This window comes from Bradyrhizobium sp. URHD0069, assembly GCF_000701345.1.
Classification (GTDB): Bacteria; Pseudomonadota; Alphaproteobacteria; order Rhizobiales; family Xanthobacteraceae; genus Bradyrhizobium.
In genome coordinates, this window is record NZ_JNIJ01000031.1 from 50804 (window position 1) to 71162 (window position 20359).

The window sequence follows — 20359 nt, forward strand, 5'->3', positions numbered from 1 at the left end:
TCCGACTACGCAGCGGATGAAGGAAGCCCCGTGATACGGATGCCCGCACCTGGCACTTTGTACTTGCGGTTGATGCCGATCAGGACCGACGTCAACGCCTCGGCCGCCGCCGAATTCGCCAGCATGCCGCCATCGACGCCGCGCGTCGCAACAACGTCAGCCAGCCCGATCACCAGTTCACGCGCTTCCTTGTCATTGCTGAACACCAGCACGTCGCATTCGGCGCGCTTTCCCTCGTGCAGCTTGCTGGCGCCAACGTTGTGAAAGGCCGAGACGACGCGGACGCCGTCGCCAAGCAGGTTCTGCGCGATCTGCGCCGCTGACCCTTCCGGCGGCAGCTGCACGGTGGATACCTTCGGAGGCACCAGCGGCACGGCGGCATCGACGACGATCTTGCCCTGCACGACGTCCCTTACTTCGCGCAGCGACGCTTCGTGATTCGAAAACGGAACGGCCAGAATGATGACGTCGGCCGCCCGGGCTGCTTCGACATTGTCTTTTCCGGTTGCATTGCCGCCCAGTTCCGCCGCGAACGCCTGCGCCTTCTCGGCTGAGCGCGAGCCTATCACGACCGAATAGCCGGACGCGAGCCAGCGCTTTGCCAGTCCGGAGCCGAGGTCGCCGGTGCCGCCGAGGATCGCGATAATGGGTCTTGAATTTTCAACCATGCATTTTCCAGTTCGTCTTAAACAAGCCAGGGAACAACAATCAATCGAGCTTCATTTCCGTCAGCGGCACCAGTTTGACACCTGCCCGTTCGAGCCCCTCGCGCACGCTCCTCGCAAGCGCGATGGCCGTCGGTTCATCGCCGTGTACACAGAGCGTATCGACTTTGCACGGAAGTGCTTTTCCGGAGCGCGACGTGATCGTCCGGTGCACGACCATATCGATCACCTGTTTGGTCGCCACGGCTGGATCCTTGATCACCGAGCCCGCAATCTTGCGGGATGTGAGGTTGCCGTCGTCTTCGTATTGACGGTCGCAGAAACCCTCGCGTGCAACTTTCAAGCCGAGCGCGCGGCCCGCCTTCTCCATTTCAGAGCCGGCCAAAGCCACATAGATGATATCGCGATCCACGGCCTTGATCGCGCGCCCGATCGCCATCGCGTAGTCGCTGTTTTCGGCGGCGATGTTGTTGAGCGCACCGTGCGGCTTCAAATGCGTGACCTTGGAATCGGCATAGCGCGCCAGCGCCTGCAGCGCGCCTATTTGATAGGCAACCATGTATTCCAGATCGTCCGAACGCATATCGATCCGGCGGCGGCCGAAGCCCCACAGATCATTGAAACCCGGATGCGCGCCAATCGATACGCCCTCGCGCTTGGCATCGCGGACAACCCTGTGCATGGTCAAGGGATCACCGGCATGAAATCCGCATGCAATGCTGGCGGAGCCGATAATCTTGAGAATGCTGGTATCGTCGCCAATGTCATAGGCGCCGAAGCCTTCGGCCATATCCGCGTTCAGATTGATCTCGATTGACATCGGCCCTCCCTCCTATCCGGACGTCGCCGCCCCGGACGCCCATCCTCGAAATGTACTATCATTAGTACCTTAATACAAATGTGGATTTTAGTCCGTTTGGCGCCTTATTGGCCACGTCCGGTCATCTTGGCCCACAATGCCTTGAAACGCGAAACAATCACGGAAAACACCAGCGCTCCGGCATCCAGTTCCGCGACAACAGGCGCGGCGCCAGTGCCGCCCGCGGCCTTGTGCGAGAGTTTTGCCTCAAGATTTTGCACAAATGCGCCGATCAGCCGGCCGGCCACATCCTGAACCAGTCCCGAGCGGCTGAACTGCGCCAGCGCGCCCGTCAGCGTGAAGCCGATGTTGATATTGACTCGGGTTTCGTCCAGGTTTGCGCCCGGCACCACTTCGTAGCCGATAAGGCCGCGAGTTGACGAATTGCTTCGCTTATCCTTGCCGCTGCCGTCGATCGTTCCGGTGCGGGTAGTGTCGTCGCGCGTGACGTCGGCAACTCCAAGGAATTCAGCCGAGATCGGCCCGACCTTGACCTTGATCTGCCCCTCGACGTGACCATCGACCGGATCGCCCGCGAGCGACGCACCCGGCAGGCAGGATGCCACTTCAGGAATGTTGCCGAAGAAGTCCCAGACCACATCGACGGGATGGGACACCGTAAAGCCCTGGACGAAGCTCGTCTGCGGCTTCCAGTCGGTATCCTTGCGCGGCGCGGGCGCACTGGACTTCGCCGGCTTCTTCGTGGCGGCAGGCGAAACGGCTTTGGGCCGCGCTGTCTCCGCGACCGACGCAGGATCGGCATGGCCCGAGCCCGACGGGCCGAGCCGTTTGCGGTTGCCGTCGGGAATCGCAGCGATGCCGCGTCCCCGGCGCGCCTCGACCACCCGTTGAATGGCGCGCACGATCCCGACATAGCCGGTGCACCGGCAGAGATTTCCGCTCATCGCAACCCGGACATCGTGCTCGGACGGCGCAGCCATGCGCTGCACCACATCCCGCGCTGAGACGATCATCCCTGGCGTGCAGTAACCGCATTGCAGACCGTGCTCCTGGCTGAAGGCGGCCCGCAGCTCTCGCGTGATCTCGTCGTTGTCGAGCCCCTCAACCGTCGTGACTTCGGCGCGTTCGCAGGACACGGCAAACGTGATGCAGGAGCGCGTGGGCACGCCATCGACGAGAAGCGTGCATGCGCCGCAGACGCCATGCTCGCATCCCAGATGGGTGCCAGTCAGGTTCAGGGTCTCGCGCAGAAAGTCCGCCAGATGCGTGCGCGGCTGGATCGTGGCGCTGACCGGCTTGCCGTTGACCGTGAGATTGACTGTGTTCATGCTGATTGCGCCTGCTCGAGAGCCCGGCCCAACGCAACAATGTGGGTCTGCTTGTCGATCGGATTGGTCATTCCGGCAGCCTCGATCACTTCGCTGACGGCATGACTATCAAAAGCAGCATCCAGACGTTCGGCCCGTCCATCTCCAATTATGTTGCCGGCGTCGGTGATGACGATCGGCCGGCTTTCGGTCGCCCCGATCACCACGCGAATGACCCCGCGGTCGGGATCGGCGAGGAATGCGCCGATCGCATGAGCAAACTCGCCGGTCTTGCGGCAACTCTTGTAATAGCCCCAGCGCGCCGATCGGCTGAGCTTCGGCACCTTGATAGACACCAACATCTCTCCCGGGCCCAAATCGGCCTCGAGCGCACCGAGCATATAGTCCTCCACCGGAATCGTCCGCTCGCCCGCCGGGCCGCGCAACACCACCTTCGCGCCGAGCGCAGCCATGATCGAATGCCAGTCCGCGGAAGGGTCGGCGTGGGTCAGGCTGCCGCCGACGGTGCCACGATTGCGCACGGCGCGATAGGCGATGCCGCGGGCAACGCTGGGCAGCGCGCCGCACGTGACGTCGGGGATGCGCAAGTCCTCGATATCGGCGTGGGTGATGCAGGCGCCAAACTCGATCTCGTCGGGCCGCTCGTCGAAGCGGCGAAGTTCCTCGATCCCCGTGATATCGACCAGCAGATCGGGCTGCACCAACCGCATGTTGAGCATCGGGCCGAGCGACTGGCTGCCGGCGACGATCTTGACCGTCAGGCCCTCGTCGGCGATCAGCTTGAGCGCCCCGCTGACTTCACCGGGACGCGCATAGTCGAAATTGACCGGTTTCACGCGGACACTCCTTCAGGCATCCTCTTGTTTCGCTTGTTCCTGGCCTCCTCGATCGCCTCGAGCACGCGACGCGGCGTCATCGGCGATTGGAGCAACTCGACGCCGTAGGATTTGAGCGCATCATTGACCGCATTTCCGATCGCCGCCGGCGGGGCGATGGCGCCGCCCTCGCCAATGCCTTTGACGCCAAACTGCGTGTACGGCGCGAGCGTCTCCATATGGCCCAGCTTTGGCGCCGGCACTTCGGTCGGGCCGGGCAGAAGATAGTCGGCGAACGTCGATGCCAGAGGCTGGCCGGAGGAATCGAAATTCATTTCCTCATAGAGCGCCGTTCCGATGCCTTGCGCGAGACCACCATAAATCTGTCCATCGACGACCATCGGGTTGATCAGCTTGCCGCCGTCCTCAACGATAACGTAGTCGATGATCTCGATGTCTCCCATTTCCGGATCGACGGCGACGACGGCGATATGCGCCGCGTAGCTGAACGTTCCGGAGTCACGCACCGGTTTGTAGCCGATGGTCGATTCCAGGCCGCGCGGATCGACCGAGGGCGGAAGATCCTGCGGGCGCCGATACCAGGTGTGCGCGATTTCCTGCAAGGTGACACTGCCGGCGGGTCCGACCACCGAGCCATCGACCAGTTTCACCTGATCGAAATCTACCTGAAGCAGATGCGCGCCAATACGCATCGCCAGACCGGCCACCTCCTTCGATGCCGTTGCGACGGCGCCGCCTGCCATCACGGCACAGCGAGAACCCCAGCTTCCGGTGGAGTACGGCGTGTATTCGGTATCGCCGTGAACGAGCTTGATCTTGGCGACATCTATTCCGAGAATCTCGTTGGCGACCTGCGGAAGCGTGGTCTCCATGCTCTGACCGTGCGAGTGAACGCCGACGCGCAGTTCCAGGCCGCCATCCGGCGTCATCCGCGCCGTGGCCTGCTCGTGTCCCGGCACCATCGGGATACCCCATCCGGCATAGACAGACGTTCCGTGGGCACCCTGTTCGCAATAGATTGAAAGACCGACGCCGATCAGACGCCCATCCGGCTCGGCCTTCTTTTGCCGTTCGCGAATGCCAGGCAGGTCGATCTTCGCCAGCGCCTGCCGCAGCGCCTCCGGATAGTCGCCACTGTCAAAATGCTTCTTGGTGATGTTGTCGAACGGCATCTGATCCGGTCGCACCAGGTTCTTGAGACGCACTTCATAGGGCTCAAGCCCGGCCTCACGCGCGATGGCGTCCATCATCAATTCGATCGCATAGCAGACGCCGGTTCTGGCCACGCCGCGATAAGGCAGGATCGGACATTTGTTGGTCGCAACAGACCACGTGCGGCATCGATAGGACGGAAAATCGTAAGGCCCCGGCAGAATACTGGCGACCTGCGCGGCTTCGAGACAGGCCGAGAACGGGTACGACGAATAGGCTCCCGAATCGACCGTTGCCTCGCACTCGACGCCACGCAGCTTGCCGTCGCGATCCGCATAGACGGTGATCTTGTAGTAATGTTCGCGGCAATTGGCGCCCGCGGTCAAATGCTCGCGCCGGTCCTCGATCCAGCGAACCGGGTGGCCGCAACGCATCGCGAGCCAGCCAAGACAAACATCCTCGGTCAGCAAAATCCCCTTATAGCCAAAACCGCCGCCGACATCCGGAGAGATGATTCGAATCTGGAGCTGCTCGATTCCCAGGCATTCCGCGAGCCCATTGCGCACGATATGGGGCTGCTGGTTGCCGGTGTGGAGCACGAGTTGGTCCATCCGGTTGTGCCAGACCGCAACCGTTCCGCGGCCTTCCATCGGCGCCATACTCTGGCGCGCCGTGGAAATCTCGCGGGTTATCTTGATCGGCGCGTCGAACGCTGCCTCCATATTGATATCGACGAACGTCTCCAGAAAGACATTGTCTCCCCAGTGCTCGTGGAGCAACGCGGAATCAGGCTGCCTCGCCTGCAGCATGTCATGGACGGCCGGCAGTTCCTCGAAATCGACTTCCACGGCGGCGGCGATGTCTTCGGCCTCGGCGCGCGTATCGGCGACGCAAATCGCGATCAATTCGCCGACCTGGCGGACCTTTTCAAATGCCAGGATCGGCTGCTCCGATGCCTTGAAACCCGGCAACCCGGACACCGCCCGGATCGGCTTGACGTCCTTGAGATCGGCGGCCGTGAAAACAACGTCCTTGTACTGCGGCGGGATCCTGATGCCGCGAATCCGGGCATGTGCGACCGGACTGCGGACAAACGCCACATCGCGCAGCCCGGGCAGACGGATATCGGCGACGAACTCTCCGCGCCCCCGCAGGAACCGATCATCTTCCTTGCGAAGCAGACTTGCGCCAATCCCCTGGCCGGCCATGCTGAGCTCCCATAGAACACCTGCTCCTCTAGATTCATCCTATTTCTAGGATGATAGCAAGAGTTCGTTTGCGGACGCTCGCATTCCCAAGCGTTGCTTTACAACGCCTTGCGGGATTTGGCCGGGAACAGGCTCACGGCGTTGTCACCGCCACCCGCCCGCTTTTTGCGGTCCGCCTTGGTGCCCAGGAGATCGACCCGCAGTTTAATACAATCGCTGCGGTAAACGATGTTCGCGACATAAATGGCGATGCCCTTGTCGTCGATCACGATGCAGCGGCACTGCATGGTCGCCGCGCCTAAGGGAATTTTCAACAAATCCGCAATCTCGGGGTCGGCGCTTCCGACCACGAGCGTTTGATGGGCTTCCCCAAGCGCAATACTGTCCATGGCGTCGATGGTCGGCAAGGCTGCCGCGGTCATGAACCGCTTCGGATTCATGTCGAAGATGGTGCGCGCGAGATGAAGATTGACGACCGAGTAAGGCTCTTCGTTCTTGTACTGCACGCTGCACAAACGCACATATCGGGCCGCCAGCTTGCCGTCTCCCTCATCGAGATGCGGCGGCGCGCCGGCTTTCTCGACGACGATCATTTCGGGGACGTTGTCTTCTAGCGAAGTGACCAGGCTGTTCCAGCCCGTCGCGAGCTGCAACCAGTGCCGGTCCTGCTTTTCGCTCGAAACAAACGTTCCGCGCCCCTGACGAGCCTCCAGCAAGCCTTCCTCGTTCAGGACCTCGACGGCCTGACGAACAGTAACGCGCGCCACTTCAAACTCACGCTCCAGTTCTTCAAGCGTGGATATCTTTTGACCCGGACTCCACAGCCCCGACTGAATCCGATTCCTCATGACCGAGGCGACCTGAATGTAGAGCGGAACCCTACTTCTGTCGTATGACTTAAGAAGCTTTGAAACCATGAAACATCTTCAGTGAATTCGGGCGGCAGCGGCAGCGCTGCATATAGAGTGTCAGCGCTATACTACAACGAAAGCCGGGAATGAAGGCCTAAAATCAGAGGTCGTATCGGCGTTATGAACCGATGCCGATTTCCTCGCCCCAGCGCCGAACCATATCGTTCTTCAGGCCGAAGAGATCCAGCGCACGGCCGACCGAGTGGTTGACGATGTCCTCTACAGTCGTGGGCTTGGTGTAAAATGCCGGAACGGGCGGCATCACGATCGCCCCCATTTCCGTCACTTGCGTCATCGACCGCAGATGGCCGAGGTGATACGGCGTTTCTCGCACCATCAAGACGAGTCTGCGACGCTCCTTCAAAACGACGTCCGCCGCCCGTGTGAGCAGGCTGGACGTAACGCCGCTCGATATCTCGGACAACGTCCTGATCGAGCATGGCGCGACCAGCATTCCTGTCGTCTGGAAAGATCCGCTCGATATCGCCGCCGCGATATCGTCGATCCGATATACGACATCCGCGAGCGACGTCAGTTCGGAGAACTTCAATTCCAGCTCGTGGGCCGCGGTGATTTGACCGGAGCGGGAAACGATGAGATGACTTTCTACGTCGGCCCTGCGCAAGGCCTTGAGCGCGGCAACGCCATACGCAGCTCCAGATGCTCCCGTGATGCCGACGATCAACCGTTGCCTGATCATGCTGCTACCCACCGCCGGCAAACTGCGCGCCGGCGCCTCGTATCGACCAGCTCGTCATCCGTCGTTCAAAGAAGTCGAAAATCGCGTACATCCCGACGCCCATGAAGCCGACGACGAGGAGCGCCGCGAACACCAGTGGTATGTTGAAATTGGAGCTGGCGATCAACATAACATTGCCGATGCCGCTGTTGCCCGCAACGATCTCGGCAATGACCGAGCCGACGAATGCCAGCGTGATCGCGATCTTCAGCGACGCGAAGAAAAACGGAAGCGAACGCGGGATTCCGATCTTCAACGTCATGTCGCGCTGCGAGGCGCCGAGCGAACGCATGACTTCCAGCAGTTCCGGTTCGATGGTCGCAAACGCAGTGGCCACGTTTGCGACCACGGGGAAAAACGAAAGCATGAAGGCCGTGATCACCGCTGGAACCGTCCCGGCGCCGAACCAGATCACAAGCACGGGCACCAGCGCCGCCTTCGGAACGCTGTTGAAGCCGACCAACAGCGGATAAAGCGCGCTATAGGCCAGACGCGACGACCCGACCAAAATCCCCAATACCATTCCGAACGCAACGGCAATCGCAAACCCGACCAAAGTCGTGGTCAGCGTGGCGAGCCCGTGTACGAACAGGGGATAGCGGAATTGATAGATCGCTTTCACCGCTTCCCAAGGCGACGGAAGGACGAAGCTCTTGATATCGAAGATGACGACGCAGAGCCACCACACCGCCACGAAGGCAGCCGTGGCCAGCCAGGGCGCGAGCCTTTGCATGGATCGGGTATTCAATGTTGTTTCCCCAGGCTGATGTGATGCCGAAGATCATGAACCAGATCGACGAAATCCGGTTGAAAAGTCGACTCAAGGGTACGAGGACGCGGGATATCGACAGAGCTCGTTTTGATGATCCGTCCCGGTCGCGAGCTCATCACATGGACGGTTTCCGCAAGATAGACCGCTTCACGTAACTCATGCGTGACGAGGATGATCGTACACTTTCTGAACAACCATAACTCCTGCAACACGCTCCAGAGATCTTCGCGCGTGAAGGTGTCGAGCGCGGCAAACGGTTCGTCGAGCAGCAGGATCGAGGGCTCGTGGATCAGCGCCCGGCACAGCTGCGCGCGCTGCTGCATCCCTCCCGACAATTGCCATGGCATGCGATCGGCGAAACCCGACAAGCCGACCTTTCCCAGCAGCGTCTCGGCGCGATCGCGGTTTGCCTCGCGATCCTGCTTCTGACGGCTGCGGTACGGCTCGACGATTTCCAGCGGCAACATCACATTGTCCCGGATATTGCGCCAGGGCAGCAGCGTTGCATTCTGAAAGGCCATCCCCACCGTCTTGAGGGGATGCGTCACCTCCAGGCCATCGACCGTGACGCTTCCGCGGTTTGGCCTGACAAGGCCTGCGATAAGCTTGAGCAATGTCGACTTGCCGCACCCGCTCGGGCCAACAATGGCAAGAAATTCGCCAAGCGCGATGTTCAAATTGGCGGACGACACGGCCAACGTCTCGCCCCCAACCTCCTTCGCTCCAGCGGAGCCATAGACCAGGTCAACATTCGTCAACTGGATAAACGTCATCTCCAAGACCTTCTTTATTGCTGCAGAGACAGATCGGGATCTAGTTGATCTTCCTGTCGCTTAGCGAAGGCAGATAGGCGGGGTCGAAGACCTCCTCGAGCTTGGGCTCACGGGGAAGCTTGTAAGCCTCGGTGATCAACGAGATGATCTTGCGAAGACGCTCCTGGTTGACGTCACCGAAGCCGTCCTTGCGGACAGTCGGCGTAACGATGCAGCACTCCATCGCGACGCGAAGCCGATCCCGCTCGATATCGGGATTGAGCAGCGGTTCATAGGCGATCGCGGCCTTGACGGCAATTTCGGGATCGCGGGCCATATCTTTCAGCCCCTTCATCGTCGCACGCAGGAAACCTTTCACGGCCTCCGGTTTCTCTTTCAGAAAGCGGCGCGACGCGGCAACGGAATTGGCATACAGTTCAAGCCCGTAGTCCTTGTACATGAAATAGCTGACATCGGAGGCCGGAACACCCTTCGCCTTCAGCTCAAGCAGCGAATTGAAGACCTGTCCCGGAATCGCGTCGATTTTCTTCTGGGCCAGCAGCACTTCCCGCAGACCGGGGTCGATGCTCTGTATCTTCATCGTGGAGATATCGATACCGGTCTGCTTAGCGAAAACCGGGAACAGCTTGAACGTCGAATCGTGAGGAGCCGAACCCAGATGCTTGCCGTTCAACTGCTTGGGATCGGTAATGCCGCTCGACTTCAAAACGATGATCGCGGCGGGCGCTTCTTCATAGCCGCTCATGAGAGCCGGAAACGCCTGTTCCGGATTCTTCGAGTTGAAATCCATCAGGACGTTGATGTCGGGGAAACCCATGTCGTAGACATCGGCAGCAAGCTGACGGACGACTTCAGCCGAGCCCTTGCCCCGATCGATGGTCACGTCAAGACCTTCGGCCTTGTAGTACCCCTTCTGGAGTGCGATCAGAAATGCACCGTGCGTCGCACCGGGAATCCAATCAAGCGTGAAGCGAACCTTGGTTTGCGCGTTTGCCGCCACGGATCCCATAACGGTCGTCATGAGAAGCAGTCCAATCACAGCGAGATGTCGTTTCAACGTCATGTTGTCCTCCCTAAGCCAGTGTTGATCGCCTCGTTACCAGTCTCCATCCCTCAGCGCGAAGACAGCTTCGGCTGGGGGTACCCTTCAAATTTTTGCGGCTTTGATCAGATCGCCTTTTCGTCAGACCACCTTGGCGTTGGCAAGAATTGCCCGGGCGCGATCTCGTTGCGCATCGGAAATGGTCAAACGCTCTGCAAATTTCTCATCCAGGGGCGCGGTTGCGTCGATGCCCATCTTGGTGACGGTAAAGTTGTTCGGATCGGATGTCGGATCGATGATCGCGGACTTCACACCCGGCACCATGAAGATATCCTTCTCGGCCCGCATCCGCGTTGCGACGGCCCACATCACGTCGTCCATATCGTAGATATCGACGTCATCGTCCACGACAATCACATGCTTGGTATAGAGCTCGGTGCCAAGGGCCGTCAGCATCGCCATCTTCGGTTCGCCTTCCGCAATCTTCTTCATCGATACGATTGCAAGAAACGCGCCACAGGTTTTGTGGGGAACATGCACGGCGCGAACATTCGGCAGATTGCGGCGCAGCGCATTCAGGATCTCGCCTTCCCGCGTGATGCAGGAAATCAGAATGTGATCGCGGGACATGCCTGACACAACACTATGGAAGTAGGCATCCCGCCGCATGCGAACGCGTTTCGCAACAAAAACGTTCTGCGTGCTGCGATATGATGCATAACCGGTAAATTCTCCGAACGGACCCTCGGGCTCATGCACACCGGCCAGAATTTCGCCCTCGATAACGATCTCGGCAGCTGCGGGAACCTCGATGTCGCCGACGCCGCAGCGGGCGAGGCGATACGGCTCACCGAACAACCCACCGATGATTTCGAATTTGCGGATATTTGGAGGATACGCATAGACCATCGAGCCCATGTAGTGCAGCGGATGCACGCCGATCACGATGGCAGCGGGCAATGACTGCCCCTTTGCTTCGGCGCGACGATGGAATTCATACATCCGGCGACGCGAGTGGAGGGAAATCCCGAGCCGGTTTTTGCCCTTCAGCATCAACCTGTGAAAGCCCGTCGTATCGACGCCGGTTTCCGGATCGCGCGCGGTAATCTGCCCCGCAGTAATATACGGTGCGGCATCGACGGAGAATTGATATGGAATTGGCAACTTCGTCAGATCAATCTCGCTTCCTTCCAAGACCACATCGTCGAAGGCGCCCTTGGCAACCACTTCGCACGGAATGTAATTCTGGCATCGATCGCGAAAAGCCGTCGGAAGATTTTGAACATCGCAATTAAGACTGCGCGCCAGCAATTTACGATTGCCCGCGATATTCGTGACGACCGGCATGTCGAAGCCGACGACGTTCTCGAATATGACAACCGGACTCTTGTTGAGACGATCGAGCTCGAAAATCGTCGACGTCATTTCCAGTTGCTGGCTGACCGGCTCGCTAATCCTCAGAACGTCCCCTGCGTCCGCCTTCTCCGTCGCTTCGATGAATCCACGCAAGCTTTGATTGTCTGCCGCCAACGTAATCTCCCCGCTGCTTTTCGCCTTCTATTAAGTCATCAGCTTATATTATAAGTTGAAGTGAGCAAGCGCAGGACTGCTCAAAATCCTTGCGGATTTGCATCGTTTTACGCAAAACATCGGCGCCACGATGCAAAATGGATGTTCTGTGATAGGCCTGCGCGACGATTGCCGCATCGAAAGACACGCTGGCAACAGGCCCGGAGAGCGTTAGAAAGTACTTACAAGCCCGCCCGACAACGCCGCGAGATGCGCGCTCGGAAATTCAACGTCTAAAATAAAGGCATAGGCCTTCAGATTACGCACTTCAGCCGTCGCGGCATCATCAGGTTCGCCTGGGTTCGTAGACGCGGTTTCCATCGCGCTCTGCTGCAAATGCTGGGCTTCCAGTTCTTCTGCGGCACGCGTTTTACTGCCCTTTTTCCTATACCTTGCCGTACTGACCCGCCACGTTACATGCAACATACTGTCGCTGCCCTCGCTGAAGAGCGGCCAGCGGGGGAACCACGTCCGTTAGGATCTGCCGTCGAGGCGAAGTTTACCCAGTATTGCGCGAGCTGGTCCGAGAGCTTGCGATCTTCGCGAGAACGCTAGGTACGCGCCAGACGACCCAACAAGGTCGCGAGATGCGCGGACGGAAATTCAACGTTTAAAATATGGGCATATGTCTTCATGTTGAACACTGCGGCCGTTTCGGCGTCATCAAGTTCACCGAGGTCCGCAAACGCCGTTTCCATGGTGGTTTGCTGCAAATGCTCGGCCTGCAATTCTTCTGCTTGCACGCGCTGGCGGAGTAAATCGACGTCTTGCGACGGCCACCCCGGCGCCGGAGTCTTGAGAAAATGTCTCACCGTTCGCAGCGGCCGCACGACGTTCATTTGCCAGGTTTGCACAAGTTCGATCACGTTACGAACGTCACCATCGCTTAATCGCCGCCCCCTATATGCCTGCCAAAGCCCATAGAGCACGATGTTGACGTCCGCTCCGAAGCGATCTTGAAGATCAAGACAAGCATTTCCTACTTCCGGTTGGGAGTAGAATTTTAAAGAGAAGGTCCAGAATGACATGGTGTCTTGCATATTCCGACCGCCAGTTTGCAGCATCCGCGTAACCCGCATATCATGACATTGCGAGCCGGATACCTACTGAATTCAATCGAGAGCAGATTTCAAGAGAGCGTTCCGAGCCGGTGTGATAACACTCATTCCATCATCAACATCCGCAAACCGGAATTTATGGCACGACAATTTATGGCACGACAATGACGCACAAACAGGCTCAGCGCATCACCGTTTCACACAACTTGACGGATCGTATCACACTGATGCTGCGCAATGACATTGTCAGCGGCAAGTATCAACCCGGGCGACAGTTGCCGGCCGGAAAGGATCTCAGCGATTTGTTTGGGGTTAGCATCACTGTCGTTCGCGAGGCACTTTCGCGCCTGAAGTCGGACGGCTTGGTTGCATCACACCAGGGCAAGGGCGTGTTCGTGGAGAATGATGCCAGGGCCCGCCCCTTCAGATTGGCAAGTCCGACCGGAAAACAGAGCTCATTGCTTCATATTTTTGAATTGCGCATGGCGGTTGAAATGCAAGCTGCAATTCTGGCGGCGCAACGGCGCAAGCTGAGCGACCTCAAAGCAATGGCGAAGTGTCTCAAGGAGATGGAGCCCGCTCGAAAACCGTTTGAGCAGGCCCTTGCCTCGGACATCGCCTTTCATCTCGCCATCGCGGAAGCAACACAGAACCCCCTGATTGTGAGCTTTATGCAATTTCTCCAGCCGCATTTGTATGAGTCCATCTCGAAAGCCCGCCGCAACTCGGCCAAAAAGATCGAGACCGAGACCATCGCCTACAAGGACCATTACGCGATTTACGAAGCGATTGCCGCGTCCGACGCTCATCGCGCGCGGCTGGCCGTCCGGCGCGTGCTGGAAGGCAGTCTCCGGCGACTCAACCGCAGTGGCCAGCTTGAGGACAAGCGGGCCTCCTTTACCGCGAAGCGCGTATAGCCTTACGGCTGATACTATCATTCTGATTATAGTATGATAGCTTGAACGAGGTTAAGCCCTTTCGGCGCGCGAATTTGCCTGCAACAGGCGGGTTCCGATATTTCGGCGCGCGTCCTGGTCTTAGCATTCACGGGCTTATCCGCCCGATGTAGTTCAATGTCTAACTGTTGAGGCCACTATGACCGATACCACTCGTCAAAAAATTCTCGATACCATCGACAAAAACCGCGACAGGGCCATTACGTTTCTGCAAGACATGATCCGCATCCCGAGCGTCACCGGCGATGAGGCGGCTATTCAGCGCTTCTTGTCGGATTACATGCGCAAGATCGGCCTCGATGTCGATATGTGGGAGACCGACTGGGAGAAACTCAAGCAGCATCCCGGCTATCGTCCGGTGAATCGCGGTTACGAGGGGCGTCCAAACATCGTCGCAACCCTGAAGGGAACGGGTGGCGGACGATCCCTGCTGCTCAACGGACATACGGATGTGATTCCCGTCGGCGACGGCTCCGGCTGGAGCGACGACCCCTGGTCGGCATCGATCAAGAATGGCCGCATCTATGGCCGCGGCTCCTGCGACATGAAGAGCGGTGTTGCCAGTCACATCCTCGCGGTTGAATTTCTGAAACAACTTGGCTTGACGCCAAAGGGCGATGTTCTCATCAACGTCGTCATCGATGAGGAGGTGAGCGGACACGGCACGCTCGACACCGTTATTCGCGGCTATAAGGCGGATGCGGGTATTTCCGGCGAAACCAGCGATCTCGCCGTCCAGCCCGCCTGCATCGGCCGCATCTGGTTCGAGATCGAAATTCAAGGCAAGCCCGCCGGAATCCAGAAGCGCTACGAGGGCATTAGTGGAATTGATCTCGGCAACAAGGTCGCAGCCGCGGTCGCAGATCTCGAAAAGACGCGTGTAGCGACGGTCAAGCATCCACTTTACCCGAATGCGCTAGATTCCCTGCCGTGCATCGTCGGTAGCTTCTCGGCCGGCAATTATCCCAGTGCGTTTCCGGCGACCTGCTTGTTGAAGGGCAGCATCGGTACCGTTCCCGGCGAGGATCATGAGGGGGTAAAGCAGAGCCTCGTTGATCAAATTCATCGCGCGGCCCAGGCAGACCCTTGGATGAAACTTCACCCGCCTAAGGTTCGGTTCGTTGGATATGACGCCCAAGCCTCGGAAATTCCGCGCGATCATTCGATTGTTCACACCGTCTCAAAAACCTATAAAGAGGTCACGGGAAAAGACCCGGTAATTAGCGGGCGCCAAGGCGCCGCCGATACACGTTTTCTGAATCTTTATGCTGATACACCGACCGTGATCTTTGGCCCCGGTTCGACGGCCGTCATGCACTCCGACGACGAATATGTTTCGGTCGATGACTACATCACGTCCATCAAGGTGATGGCTTTGAGCATATTCGATTGGTGCAATTCGGAGCCGAATACCGCGGCTAAGAAGTAATTCGATTTCTGGCGAGCGTTCCGGCAAAAGAGTCCAGGGAATGGATGTCTTGTCTTGCATCGCATGACATCCGTTCCCTGCATCTACCTATGCCTGGCGCGACTACCGGGAATGTGAGCATCTACCGGCGTCGATTAGAGCCAGGAAATCGCGGAGCGGCTGAATGAACGCCAACAAGAGCTCAGGCGGCCTCAACGGCGGAAACGAGCCAAGTGCGTGTCCCCCAACGCGGGTCGACAGTCCCGTCCCGGGTACCCGATAGTCGCCAAGCTCCGCCTGACTCAAGACGCGACGCGGGTAATCTGATCACCTGGATGATCGCTCGCGATGCGATATCGCCCTTGTGCGAACAAGAGCGCATTTCGCTCGAACTGTACGGCCCGCCACACACGACCAACGACGATCAGATGGTCGCCGCCTCGATGCTGGGACTCCGTTCCACATTCAAAAAAGGCCGCAACACCGTCCAGGATTGGCGCGCCATTTTTACCTTTGGTCCACGGGACGGTTGAGAATTTGTCGCCGCCCGATTTACCGAAATGGCGCGATAATAATATCTGATCCTCCGCAAGTACGTTGATGGCAAAGTTCGCCGCGCCGCTAAACTTGGCGAAGCTGGTCGACGATTCGCCGATCGACCACAAAATAAGCGGTGGGCTTAAAGAGACTGAGGCAAACGAATTGACTGTCAGGCCGACAAGTTCGTCACCGATATTCGCAGTAACCACCGTTACGCCCGTCGCAAATTGCCCAAGACAATTGCGAAAAGCCTGTGGCTCGACGGCGGGATCCCCGTCAAAGGCGGCAACACACTGATTCATTGTAGTTCCTTGTGCGCAGAAGCCTCACTTAATGCCTTCGAAGAACGGCGTGCGGGCGCATTTCTGCTAGTCGGGCGCTTGAGGCCCAAATTCTCCCGCAACGTCCGGCCGGTATATTCGGTCCGGAACAAGCCGCGGTTCTGAAGCTCTGGAATGATCCTGACGATGAATTCGTCAAGGCCGGCCGGCAGGACCGGCGGCTGGATCAGATAGCCATCGACGCCGCGATTCAAAAACCATTTCTCCATCTGGTCGACAATCGCGGTTGGCGTTCCCTTGACTGTTCTTTGTCCACGGCCAGTGCCGAAATTTTCGTACATCTGGCGCAAAGTCGGCTTATCCTTGAACAGATAAGACACGCGCGAATTGGTTTTCTGCATCTCCTGAGAAACGATGTGATCCGGAAGGGGCTCATCCACATCGTAGTCGCTCAGGTCGAGGCCACCGAGCGCAGTTGAGAGTAATTCTTTGCCTACCTCAGGATGGATCAGGCTTTGGAGGTACTTTATCTTCTCGTCCGCATCCTTTTCGCTGTCCGCCACCACGACGTTTAGCCCGGGCATAACGACCAAGTCGTCATCGGTGCGTCCGTACTTCGCGGCGTGATCCTTCAATTCCCGGTAAAACTTCTGTGCCTGCTCCAGATCGTGCAGCGGCGTGAAGATGACCTCGGCGATCTGCGCCGCGAGCTCCTTGCCGGTATCTGACGCACTGGCCTGAAAGATCACCGGATAGCCCTGCGGCGGTCGGGCAACATTCAAGGGTCCGCGAACCGAGAAATGCTTGTCTTTGTGATTCAGGTAATGAATCTTGGCGGCATCGAAGTAAAGCGCGGACGCGCGATCCCGCACAAACGCATCGTCGTCCCAGCTATCCCACAGCCCTTTCGTCACCTTTACGAATTCGTCGGCCCGCTCATAGCGTTCGCTATGACCGAAATGAGCATCTCTGCCGAAGTTGAAGGCCTCGGATGGGTTCGAGGAAGTCACAACGTTCCATCCCGAACGCCCGCCGCTCATGTGGTCAAGCGACGCAAACCTGCGCGCGACCTGATAGGGTTCGTTGAAGCTTGTCGTTGCTGTTGCCACGAGCCCAATGTTTTTCGTCACCGCCGCGAGGCCCGCCAGCAATGTCACTGGATCAAAGTAGGCCATATATTGCGGCCAGCGACGTAGCGCCTGAAGGTTACCATCCCGCGTCGCGATCGCATCAGCAAGGAAGATCAGGTCAAACTTCGCATTTTCGGCAGCCTGCGTCATCTGTACATAATGCGAGAAGTTCGTTCCCGCATCGATCTGAGACCCCGGAGCCAGCCACGCCGCGACGTGGTGCCCGGTCGGGTGAAAGAAAGCCCCCAGCTTCATCAGGTCTTTACGTTTTGTCACGTTTCCTCCCTGCGCAATATCCGCGCCTATATTGGGGATGCGGCCTACCGCATCCAGTCAGCGGCTCTCACCAGTTCGAGGACTTTGCGTTTTCCTCGATTTTCTTCTGATCAAAATTGTTGATCTCGGAGATGAACTGGTTGGTATAGGCGGCCTCTACATTGAAGTTCTTCGGAATCAGCCCTTCCTGAATCGAGATGTCAGCCATCCGCTTCCACACCGCTGGAACGTTCTCGCCCCACTTCACCCCAGGCTCTCGTTTGGTGAGATCAAAGCGGGAATTAAAAATGTGACGCCCCTCACGAAACGTTTCGTCGTTCATGACAGAGGGCTTTGTTTCCGGATACATTTTCCAGTGATTGCGCAGTGTCGCATCTGGATTTGCCAATCCAAAGACGGATGATTTGGCAATGCCGCGCGCAACCTTGATGACGAGATCCGGATTTTTCGCGATCGTCTCCTCGCGCGCAACGATGACATTTCCGAGAATTTCATTGAGCCAGGGCGGATCGATATAGCGGAGCTTGAATCCGTTGTTCTCCAGAGATGCAATCACGGTGTCCCAGGCGGCCCATCCATCGACCACGTTCTGCCGGAATGCATTGGCGGCCTGGCCGCCGATACCAATCGACAGCCATTTAACATTCGTTTGCGGATCAACGCCGGCGGACGCCAGTGCGGCGCGCGCATAGGGGGCGGAACCGGCCGACATGTCGGGTACACCCAATGTCTTGTCCTTGAAGTCGGCAAGCGTCTTGATGGTGCTGTTTTCGGGAACCACGATCCGATAGATCGACTGCCGTGCGTAAACGTAGACGGCTTTCACCTTCAGACCTTTGGCGCGCGCGATGAGAAGCGCATCGCCTCCAACCGTCGCGAACTCCACCTGTCCGCTCGCGACTTGCTGAATGCCGGCAGTCGCACCCGACAACCCCACAACGTCGACATCGAGCCCTTCGTCTTTCCAGTAGCCTTGTGCGAGCGGAATTGACGATTGTGCGGCGTGTCCAACCGATATGTTGGAGGTGGCGACGGCATATGTCACTTTTTCCGCGGCTTCTGCCGGCGCCATCGCAAACAGCGCCATCGACATTAAGCACACAGACAAGCCAATTCGCTGCATATGATATCCCCGTGAGTTATCAATCATGATTTGGTCCCGTTGTTTCAGCTCAGCGCCTTGTTCCAGAACAGGAAGATGTTTTGCAAGACCCGCATGATCTGGCTGAGCACCAGGCCAAAGACGGCGAGAATGACGAGCACGGCAAAAATGCGCGCAACATCGAACTGAAAGTTCGCTTCGAGGATAAGATTTCCAAGGCCGGCCTTGGAGCCGACAAATTCACCGACGATGGCGCCCAGGATCGCGAGAACGATAGCCACGTTCAGTCCCGCGAAGATGAACGGCAAGGCGTTCGGCAGTCGAACGGTACAAAAGGTTTCCCAGCGGCCGGCGCCAAGTGACTGCATCAGGTCAAGCTTGCCCTGATCGCAAGACTTCAAGCCCATGATCGTATTGACCAGGACCGGAAAGATCGCCACGAGAGCAACAATGAAGATCTTCGACCCGATACCATAGCCGGCCCAAATGATGATCAGCGGGGCGATGGCCACCTTCGGAAGCGTCTGGAGCGCGACCAGCCAGGGATACACAATTCTCTCGACGAGAGAAAACTGGGCGACAAGGGCTCCCGTCGCGATTCCGACTACCGCTGCGAGTAGAAAGCCGATCAGGGTCTCAAAAGCGGTGACGCCAAAATTGTAGATGAAAATGCCGGAGACGAAGCCGGTATAGAGAGACGATGCGATCGCCGAGGGCGCGGGAAGAATGTAATCGGGAATCGCAAACAGCCGAACCGACGCTTCCCATATGCCGACGAGCAAGATAAATCCGGCGAGCGAGATGAAATAGTCGGAGCCGGAGATGGCGGCCCAGCGCAAGCGTTCGCGCTTGCGCGCCGCAACGATTTTGGTGGCGGATGTTGCATCGATCGTCATGATGAATTCTTTGCGTTAACGGCCTGAAGAGCGCTGACATCGAGCAGGCGGCGCAACTCGCGGGTGTAGCCGCCAAAGCGTTCCTCGCTCAGCATGTCGATATTGCGCGGGCGGGACAGCGCGATAGGGATTTCGGCGATCACTCGTCCCGGTCGAGGCGACATCACGACGACACGATCGCTCATGAACACCGCTTCGGAGATCGAATGGGTAATCATGAACACCGTTTTCTTGGTGGTATCCCATATTTTCAGCACTTCGGAATTCATGACTTCGCGTGTCAGGGCATCGAGCGCACCGAACGGCTCGTCCATCAGCAAGACCGAGGGATCGTGGACGAGCGCACGGGCGATGGAAACTCGCTGCCGCATGCCGCCGGACAGCTCGAACGGATACTTGTTCTCGAAACCTTTCAGACCGACGAGTTCGATCAACTCATGTGCGCGCGCGATCGAAGCGCGTTTGTCGAGGCGCAGCACCTGCGTCGGAAGCAGAACATTCTGCAAAATAGTCCGCCACGGCAGCAGATTTGCGTCCTGAAATACGATTCCGACATTTCGGCGCGAGTTGTCGCCACCGCGTCCATGCAGAGTCAGCTTGCCGGCATAGCCCCCCTCAAGACCGCCAATGATCCTGAGCAATGTCGTCTTGCCGCAACCCGAAGCGCCAAGCACCGAAACAAATTCACCGGCGCCGACATCGAGATTGATATTGCTTAACGCATGGACTTGTTCACGAGAGGCGGTCTCATAGATCTTTGTCACATTGTGCAACTCGATGGCGGCGGATGGTCGCATATTCGCAACCGGCCGGTCGGCAAGCAAAGGTGTGACGTTCGCACTGGCAGTCATGATCAATCCTCCCGATAACTCTGTCGCAGTTGATCTGCAATTCTCG

20 protein-coding genes are annotated in these 20359 nt (G+C 58.1%); 2 read left to right on the plus strand and 18 right to left on the minus strand.

Features of this window, described 5'->3' with window-relative positions:
- Positions 1 to 5: 5 nt before the first annotated feature.
- From npdG to N554_RS37425, 13 genes are all read right to left on the minus strand, one after another.
- Positions 6 to 668, minus strand: coding sequence for an NADPH-dependent F420 reductase (npdG, locus tag N554_RS0119470; RefSeq protein ID WP_029584998.1), 663 nt, complete (start codon positions 666 to 668; stop codon positions 6 to 8).
- A 40-nt stretch (positions 669 to 708) separates the two neighbouring features.
- Complete coding sequence (locus tag N554_RS0119475; RefSeq protein WP_029584999.1) at positions 709 to 1485, minus strand: LamB/YcsF family protein; 777 nt, start codon at positions 1483 to 1485, stop codon at positions 709 to 711.
- Positions 1486 to 1589: 104 nt separating this feature from the next.
- The gene (locus N554_RS0119480; RefSeq protein ID WP_029585000.1) at positions 1590 to 2813 is read right to left on the minus strand and encodes a xanthine dehydrogenase family Fe-S subunit; all 1224 of its coding nucleotides are present in this window, start codon (positions 2811 to 2813) and stop codon (positions 1590 to 1592) included.
- On the minus strand, positions 2810 to 3649 hold the full coding sequence (locus N554_RS0119485; protein ID WP_029585001.1) for an FAD binding domain-containing protein: 840 nt from the start codon (positions 3647 to 3649) through the stop codon (positions 2810 to 2812). The genes N554_RS0119480 and N554_RS0119485 overlap by 4 nt, the downstream gene beginning before the upstream one ends.
- Complete coding sequence (locus N554_RS0119490) at positions 3646 to 6009, minus strand: xanthine dehydrogenase family protein molybdopterin-binding subunit (protein ID WP_029585002.1); 2364 nt, start codon at positions 6007 to 6009, stop codon at positions 3646 to 3648. The genes N554_RS0119485 and N554_RS0119490 overlap by 4 nt, the downstream gene beginning before the upstream one ends.
- 98 nt (positions 6010 to 6107) lie before the next feature.
- Positions 6108 to 6926, minus strand: a complete 819-nt coding sequence (locus tag N554_RS0119495) for a GntR family transcriptional regulator (protein ID WP_029585003.1) — start codon at positions 6924 to 6926, stop codon at positions 6108 to 6110.
- 112 nt (positions 6927 to 7038) lie between these two features.
- Positions 7039 to 7620 (minus strand): UbiX family flavin prenyltransferase, encoded by a 582-nt coding sequence (locus tag N554_RS0119500; protein ID WP_029585004.1) that lies wholly within the window; start codon positions 7618 to 7620, stop codon positions 7039 to 7041.
- A gap of 4 nt (positions 7621 to 7624) precedes the next feature.
- Positions 7625 to 8392, minus strand: a complete 768-nt coding sequence (locus N554_RS0119505) for an ABC transporter permease (RefSeq protein ID WP_036053639.1) — start codon at positions 8390 to 8392, stop codon at positions 7625 to 7627.
- An 11-nt stretch (positions 8393 to 8403) separates the two neighbouring features.
- Positions 8404 to 9189 (minus strand): ABC transporter ATP-binding protein, encoded by a 786-nt coding sequence (locus N554_RS0119510; protein WP_245283652.1) that lies wholly within the window; start codon positions 9187 to 9189, stop codon positions 8404 to 8406.
- Between the two features lie 55 nt (positions 9190 to 9244).
- Positions 9245 to 10267, minus strand: a complete 1023-nt coding sequence (locus tag N554_RS0119515) for an ABC transporter substrate-binding protein (RefSeq protein ID WP_029585007.1) — start codon at positions 10265 to 10267, stop codon at positions 9245 to 9247.
- 120 nt (positions 10268 to 10387) lie between these two features.
- Complete coding sequence (locus N554_RS0119520) at positions 10388 to 11776, minus strand: UbiD family decarboxylase (protein ID WP_029585008.1); 1389 nt, start codon at positions 11774 to 11776, stop codon at positions 10388 to 10390.
- 210 nt (positions 11777 to 11986) lie between these two features.
- Positions 11987 to 12241 carry a hypothetical protein gene (locus tag N554_RS36110; protein WP_036053645.1) on the minus strand — a complete coding sequence of 85 codons (255 nt, stop codon included), beginning with the start codon at positions 12239 to 12241 and terminating at the stop codon, positions 11987 to 11989.
- 125 nt (positions 12242 to 12366) lie between these two features.
- Positions 12367 to 12855, minus strand: a complete 489-nt coding sequence (locus N554_RS37425; RefSeq protein WP_197033641.1) for a TIGR02444 family protein — start codon at positions 12853 to 12855, stop codon at positions 12367 to 12369.
- 182 nt (positions 12856 to 13037) lie between these two features.
- Between N554_RS37425 and N554_RS0119535 the strand changes: the two genes are divergently transcribed.
- Positions 13038 to 13790, plus strand: a complete 753-nt coding sequence (locus N554_RS0119535) for a FadR/GntR family transcriptional regulator (protein ID WP_051677583.1) — start codon at positions 13038 to 13040, stop codon at positions 13788 to 13790.
- Positions 13791 to 13968: 178 nt separating this feature from the next.
- A complete protein-coding gene (locus N554_RS0119540; RefSeq protein ID WP_029585011.1) occupies positions 13969 to 15258 on the plus strand; it encodes an ArgE/DapE family deacylase in 1290 nt (429 codons plus the stop codon).
- A 281-nt stretch (positions 15259 to 15539) separates the two neighbouring features.
- Here N554_RS0119540 and N554_RS0119545 read toward each other — a convergent pair whose 3' ends face one another.
- The 5 genes from N554_RS0119545 to N554_RS0119565 all read right to left on the minus strand — a co-directional run bounded on the left by N554_RS0119545 (position 15540) and on the right by N554_RS0119565 (position 20313).
- Positions 15540 to 16079 (minus strand): flavin reductase family protein, encoded by a 540-nt coding sequence (locus N554_RS0119545; protein WP_051677584.1) that lies wholly within the window; start codon positions 16077 to 16079, stop codon positions 15540 to 15542.
- Positions 16076 to 17464: an LLM class flavin-dependent oxidoreductase gene (locus tag N554_RS0119550; protein WP_029585013.1), complete on the minus strand. Its 1389-nt coding sequence runs from the start codon at positions 17462 to 17464 to the stop codon at positions 16076 to 16078. The genes N554_RS0119545 and N554_RS0119550 overlap by 4 nt, the downstream gene beginning before the upstream one ends.
- A 67-nt stretch (positions 17465 to 17531) precedes the next feature.
- Positions 17532 to 18566: an ABC transporter substrate-binding protein gene (locus N554_RS0119555; protein WP_245283653.1), complete on the minus strand. Its 1035-nt coding sequence runs from the start codon at positions 18564 to 18566 to the stop codon at positions 17532 to 17534.
- 65 nt (positions 18567 to 18631) lie between these two features.
- Positions 18632 to 19462: an ABC transporter permease gene (locus N554_RS0119560; RefSeq protein ID WP_036053648.1), complete on the minus strand. Its 831-nt coding sequence runs from the start codon at positions 19460 to 19462 to the stop codon at positions 18632 to 18634.
- Positions 19459 to 20313 carry an ABC transporter ATP-binding protein gene (locus N554_RS0119565; protein WP_156041999.1) on the minus strand — a complete coding sequence of 285 codons (855 nt, stop codon included), beginning with the start codon at positions 20311 to 20313 and terminating at the stop codon, positions 19459 to 19461. Before N554_RS0119565 ends, N554_RS0119560 begins: the two co-directional genes overlap by 4 nt.
- Positions 20314 to 20359 lie beyond the last annotated feature (46 nt).

What these genes read in the sequence shown, in the direction of transcription:
- npdG (WP_029584998.1), bottom strand. Translation starts at nt 668, where the DNA reads ATGGTTGAAAATTCAAGACCCATTATCGCGATCCTCGGCGGCACCGGC.
- N554_RS36110 (WP_036053645.1), bottom strand. Translation starts at nt 12,241, where the DNA reads ATGTTGCATGTAACGTGGCGGGTCAGTACGGCAAGGTATAGGAAAAAG.
- N554_RS0119565 (WP_156041999.1), bottom strand. Translation starts at nt 20,313, where the DNA reads ATGACTGCCAGTGCGAACGTCACACCTTTGCTTGCCGACCGGCCGGTT.
- N554_RS0119480 (WP_029585000.1), bottom strand. Translation starts at nt 2,813, where the DNA reads ATGAACACAGTCAATCTCACGGTCAACGGCAAGCCGGTCAGCGCCACG.
- N554_RS0119500 (WP_029585004.1), bottom strand. Translation starts at nt 7,620, where the DNA reads ATGATCAGGCAACGGTTGATCGTCGGCATCACGGGAGCATCTGGAGCT.
- N554_RS0119540 (WP_029585011.1), top strand. Translation starts at nt 13,969, where the DNA reads ATGACCGATACCACTCGTCAAAAAATTCTCGATACCATCGACAAAAAC.
- N554_RS0119545 (WP_051677584.1), bottom strand. Translation starts at nt 16,079, where the DNA reads ATGAATCAGTGTGTTGCCGCCTTTGACGGGGATCCCGCCGTCGAGCCA.
- N554_RS0119495 (WP_029585003.1), bottom strand. Translation starts at nt 6,926, where the DNA reads ATGGTTTCAAAGCTTCTTAAGTCATACGACAGAAGTAGGGTTCCGCTC.
- N554_RS0119490 (WP_029585002.1), bottom strand. Translation starts at nt 6,009, where the DNA reads ATGGCCGGCCAGGGGATTGGCGCAAGTCTGCTTCGCAAGGAAGATGAT.
- N554_RS0119535 (WP_051677583.1), top strand. Translation starts at nt 13,038, where the DNA reads ATGACGCACAAACAGGCTCAGCGCATCACCGTTTCACACAACTTGACG.
- N554_RS0119560 (WP_036053648.1), bottom strand. Translation starts at nt 19,462, where the DNA reads ATGACGATCGATGCAACATCCGCCACCAAAATCGTTGCGGCGCGCAAG.
- N554_RS0119505 (WP_036053639.1), bottom strand. Translation starts at nt 8,392, where the DNA reads ATGCAAAGGCTCGCGCCCTGGCTGGCCACGGCTGCCTTCGTGGCGGTG.
- N554_RS0119475 (WP_029584999.1), bottom strand. Translation starts at nt 1,485, where the DNA reads ATGTCAATCGAGATCAATCTGAACGCGGATATGGCCGAAGGCTTCGGC.
- N554_RS0119515 (WP_029585007.1), bottom strand. Translation starts at nt 10,267, where the DNA reads ATGACGTTGAAACGACATCTCGCTGTGATTGGACTGCTTCTCATGACG.
- N554_RS37425 (WP_197033641.1), bottom strand. Translation starts at nt 12,855, where the DNA reads ATGCAAGACACCATGTCATTCTGGACCTTCTCTTTAAAATTCTACTCC.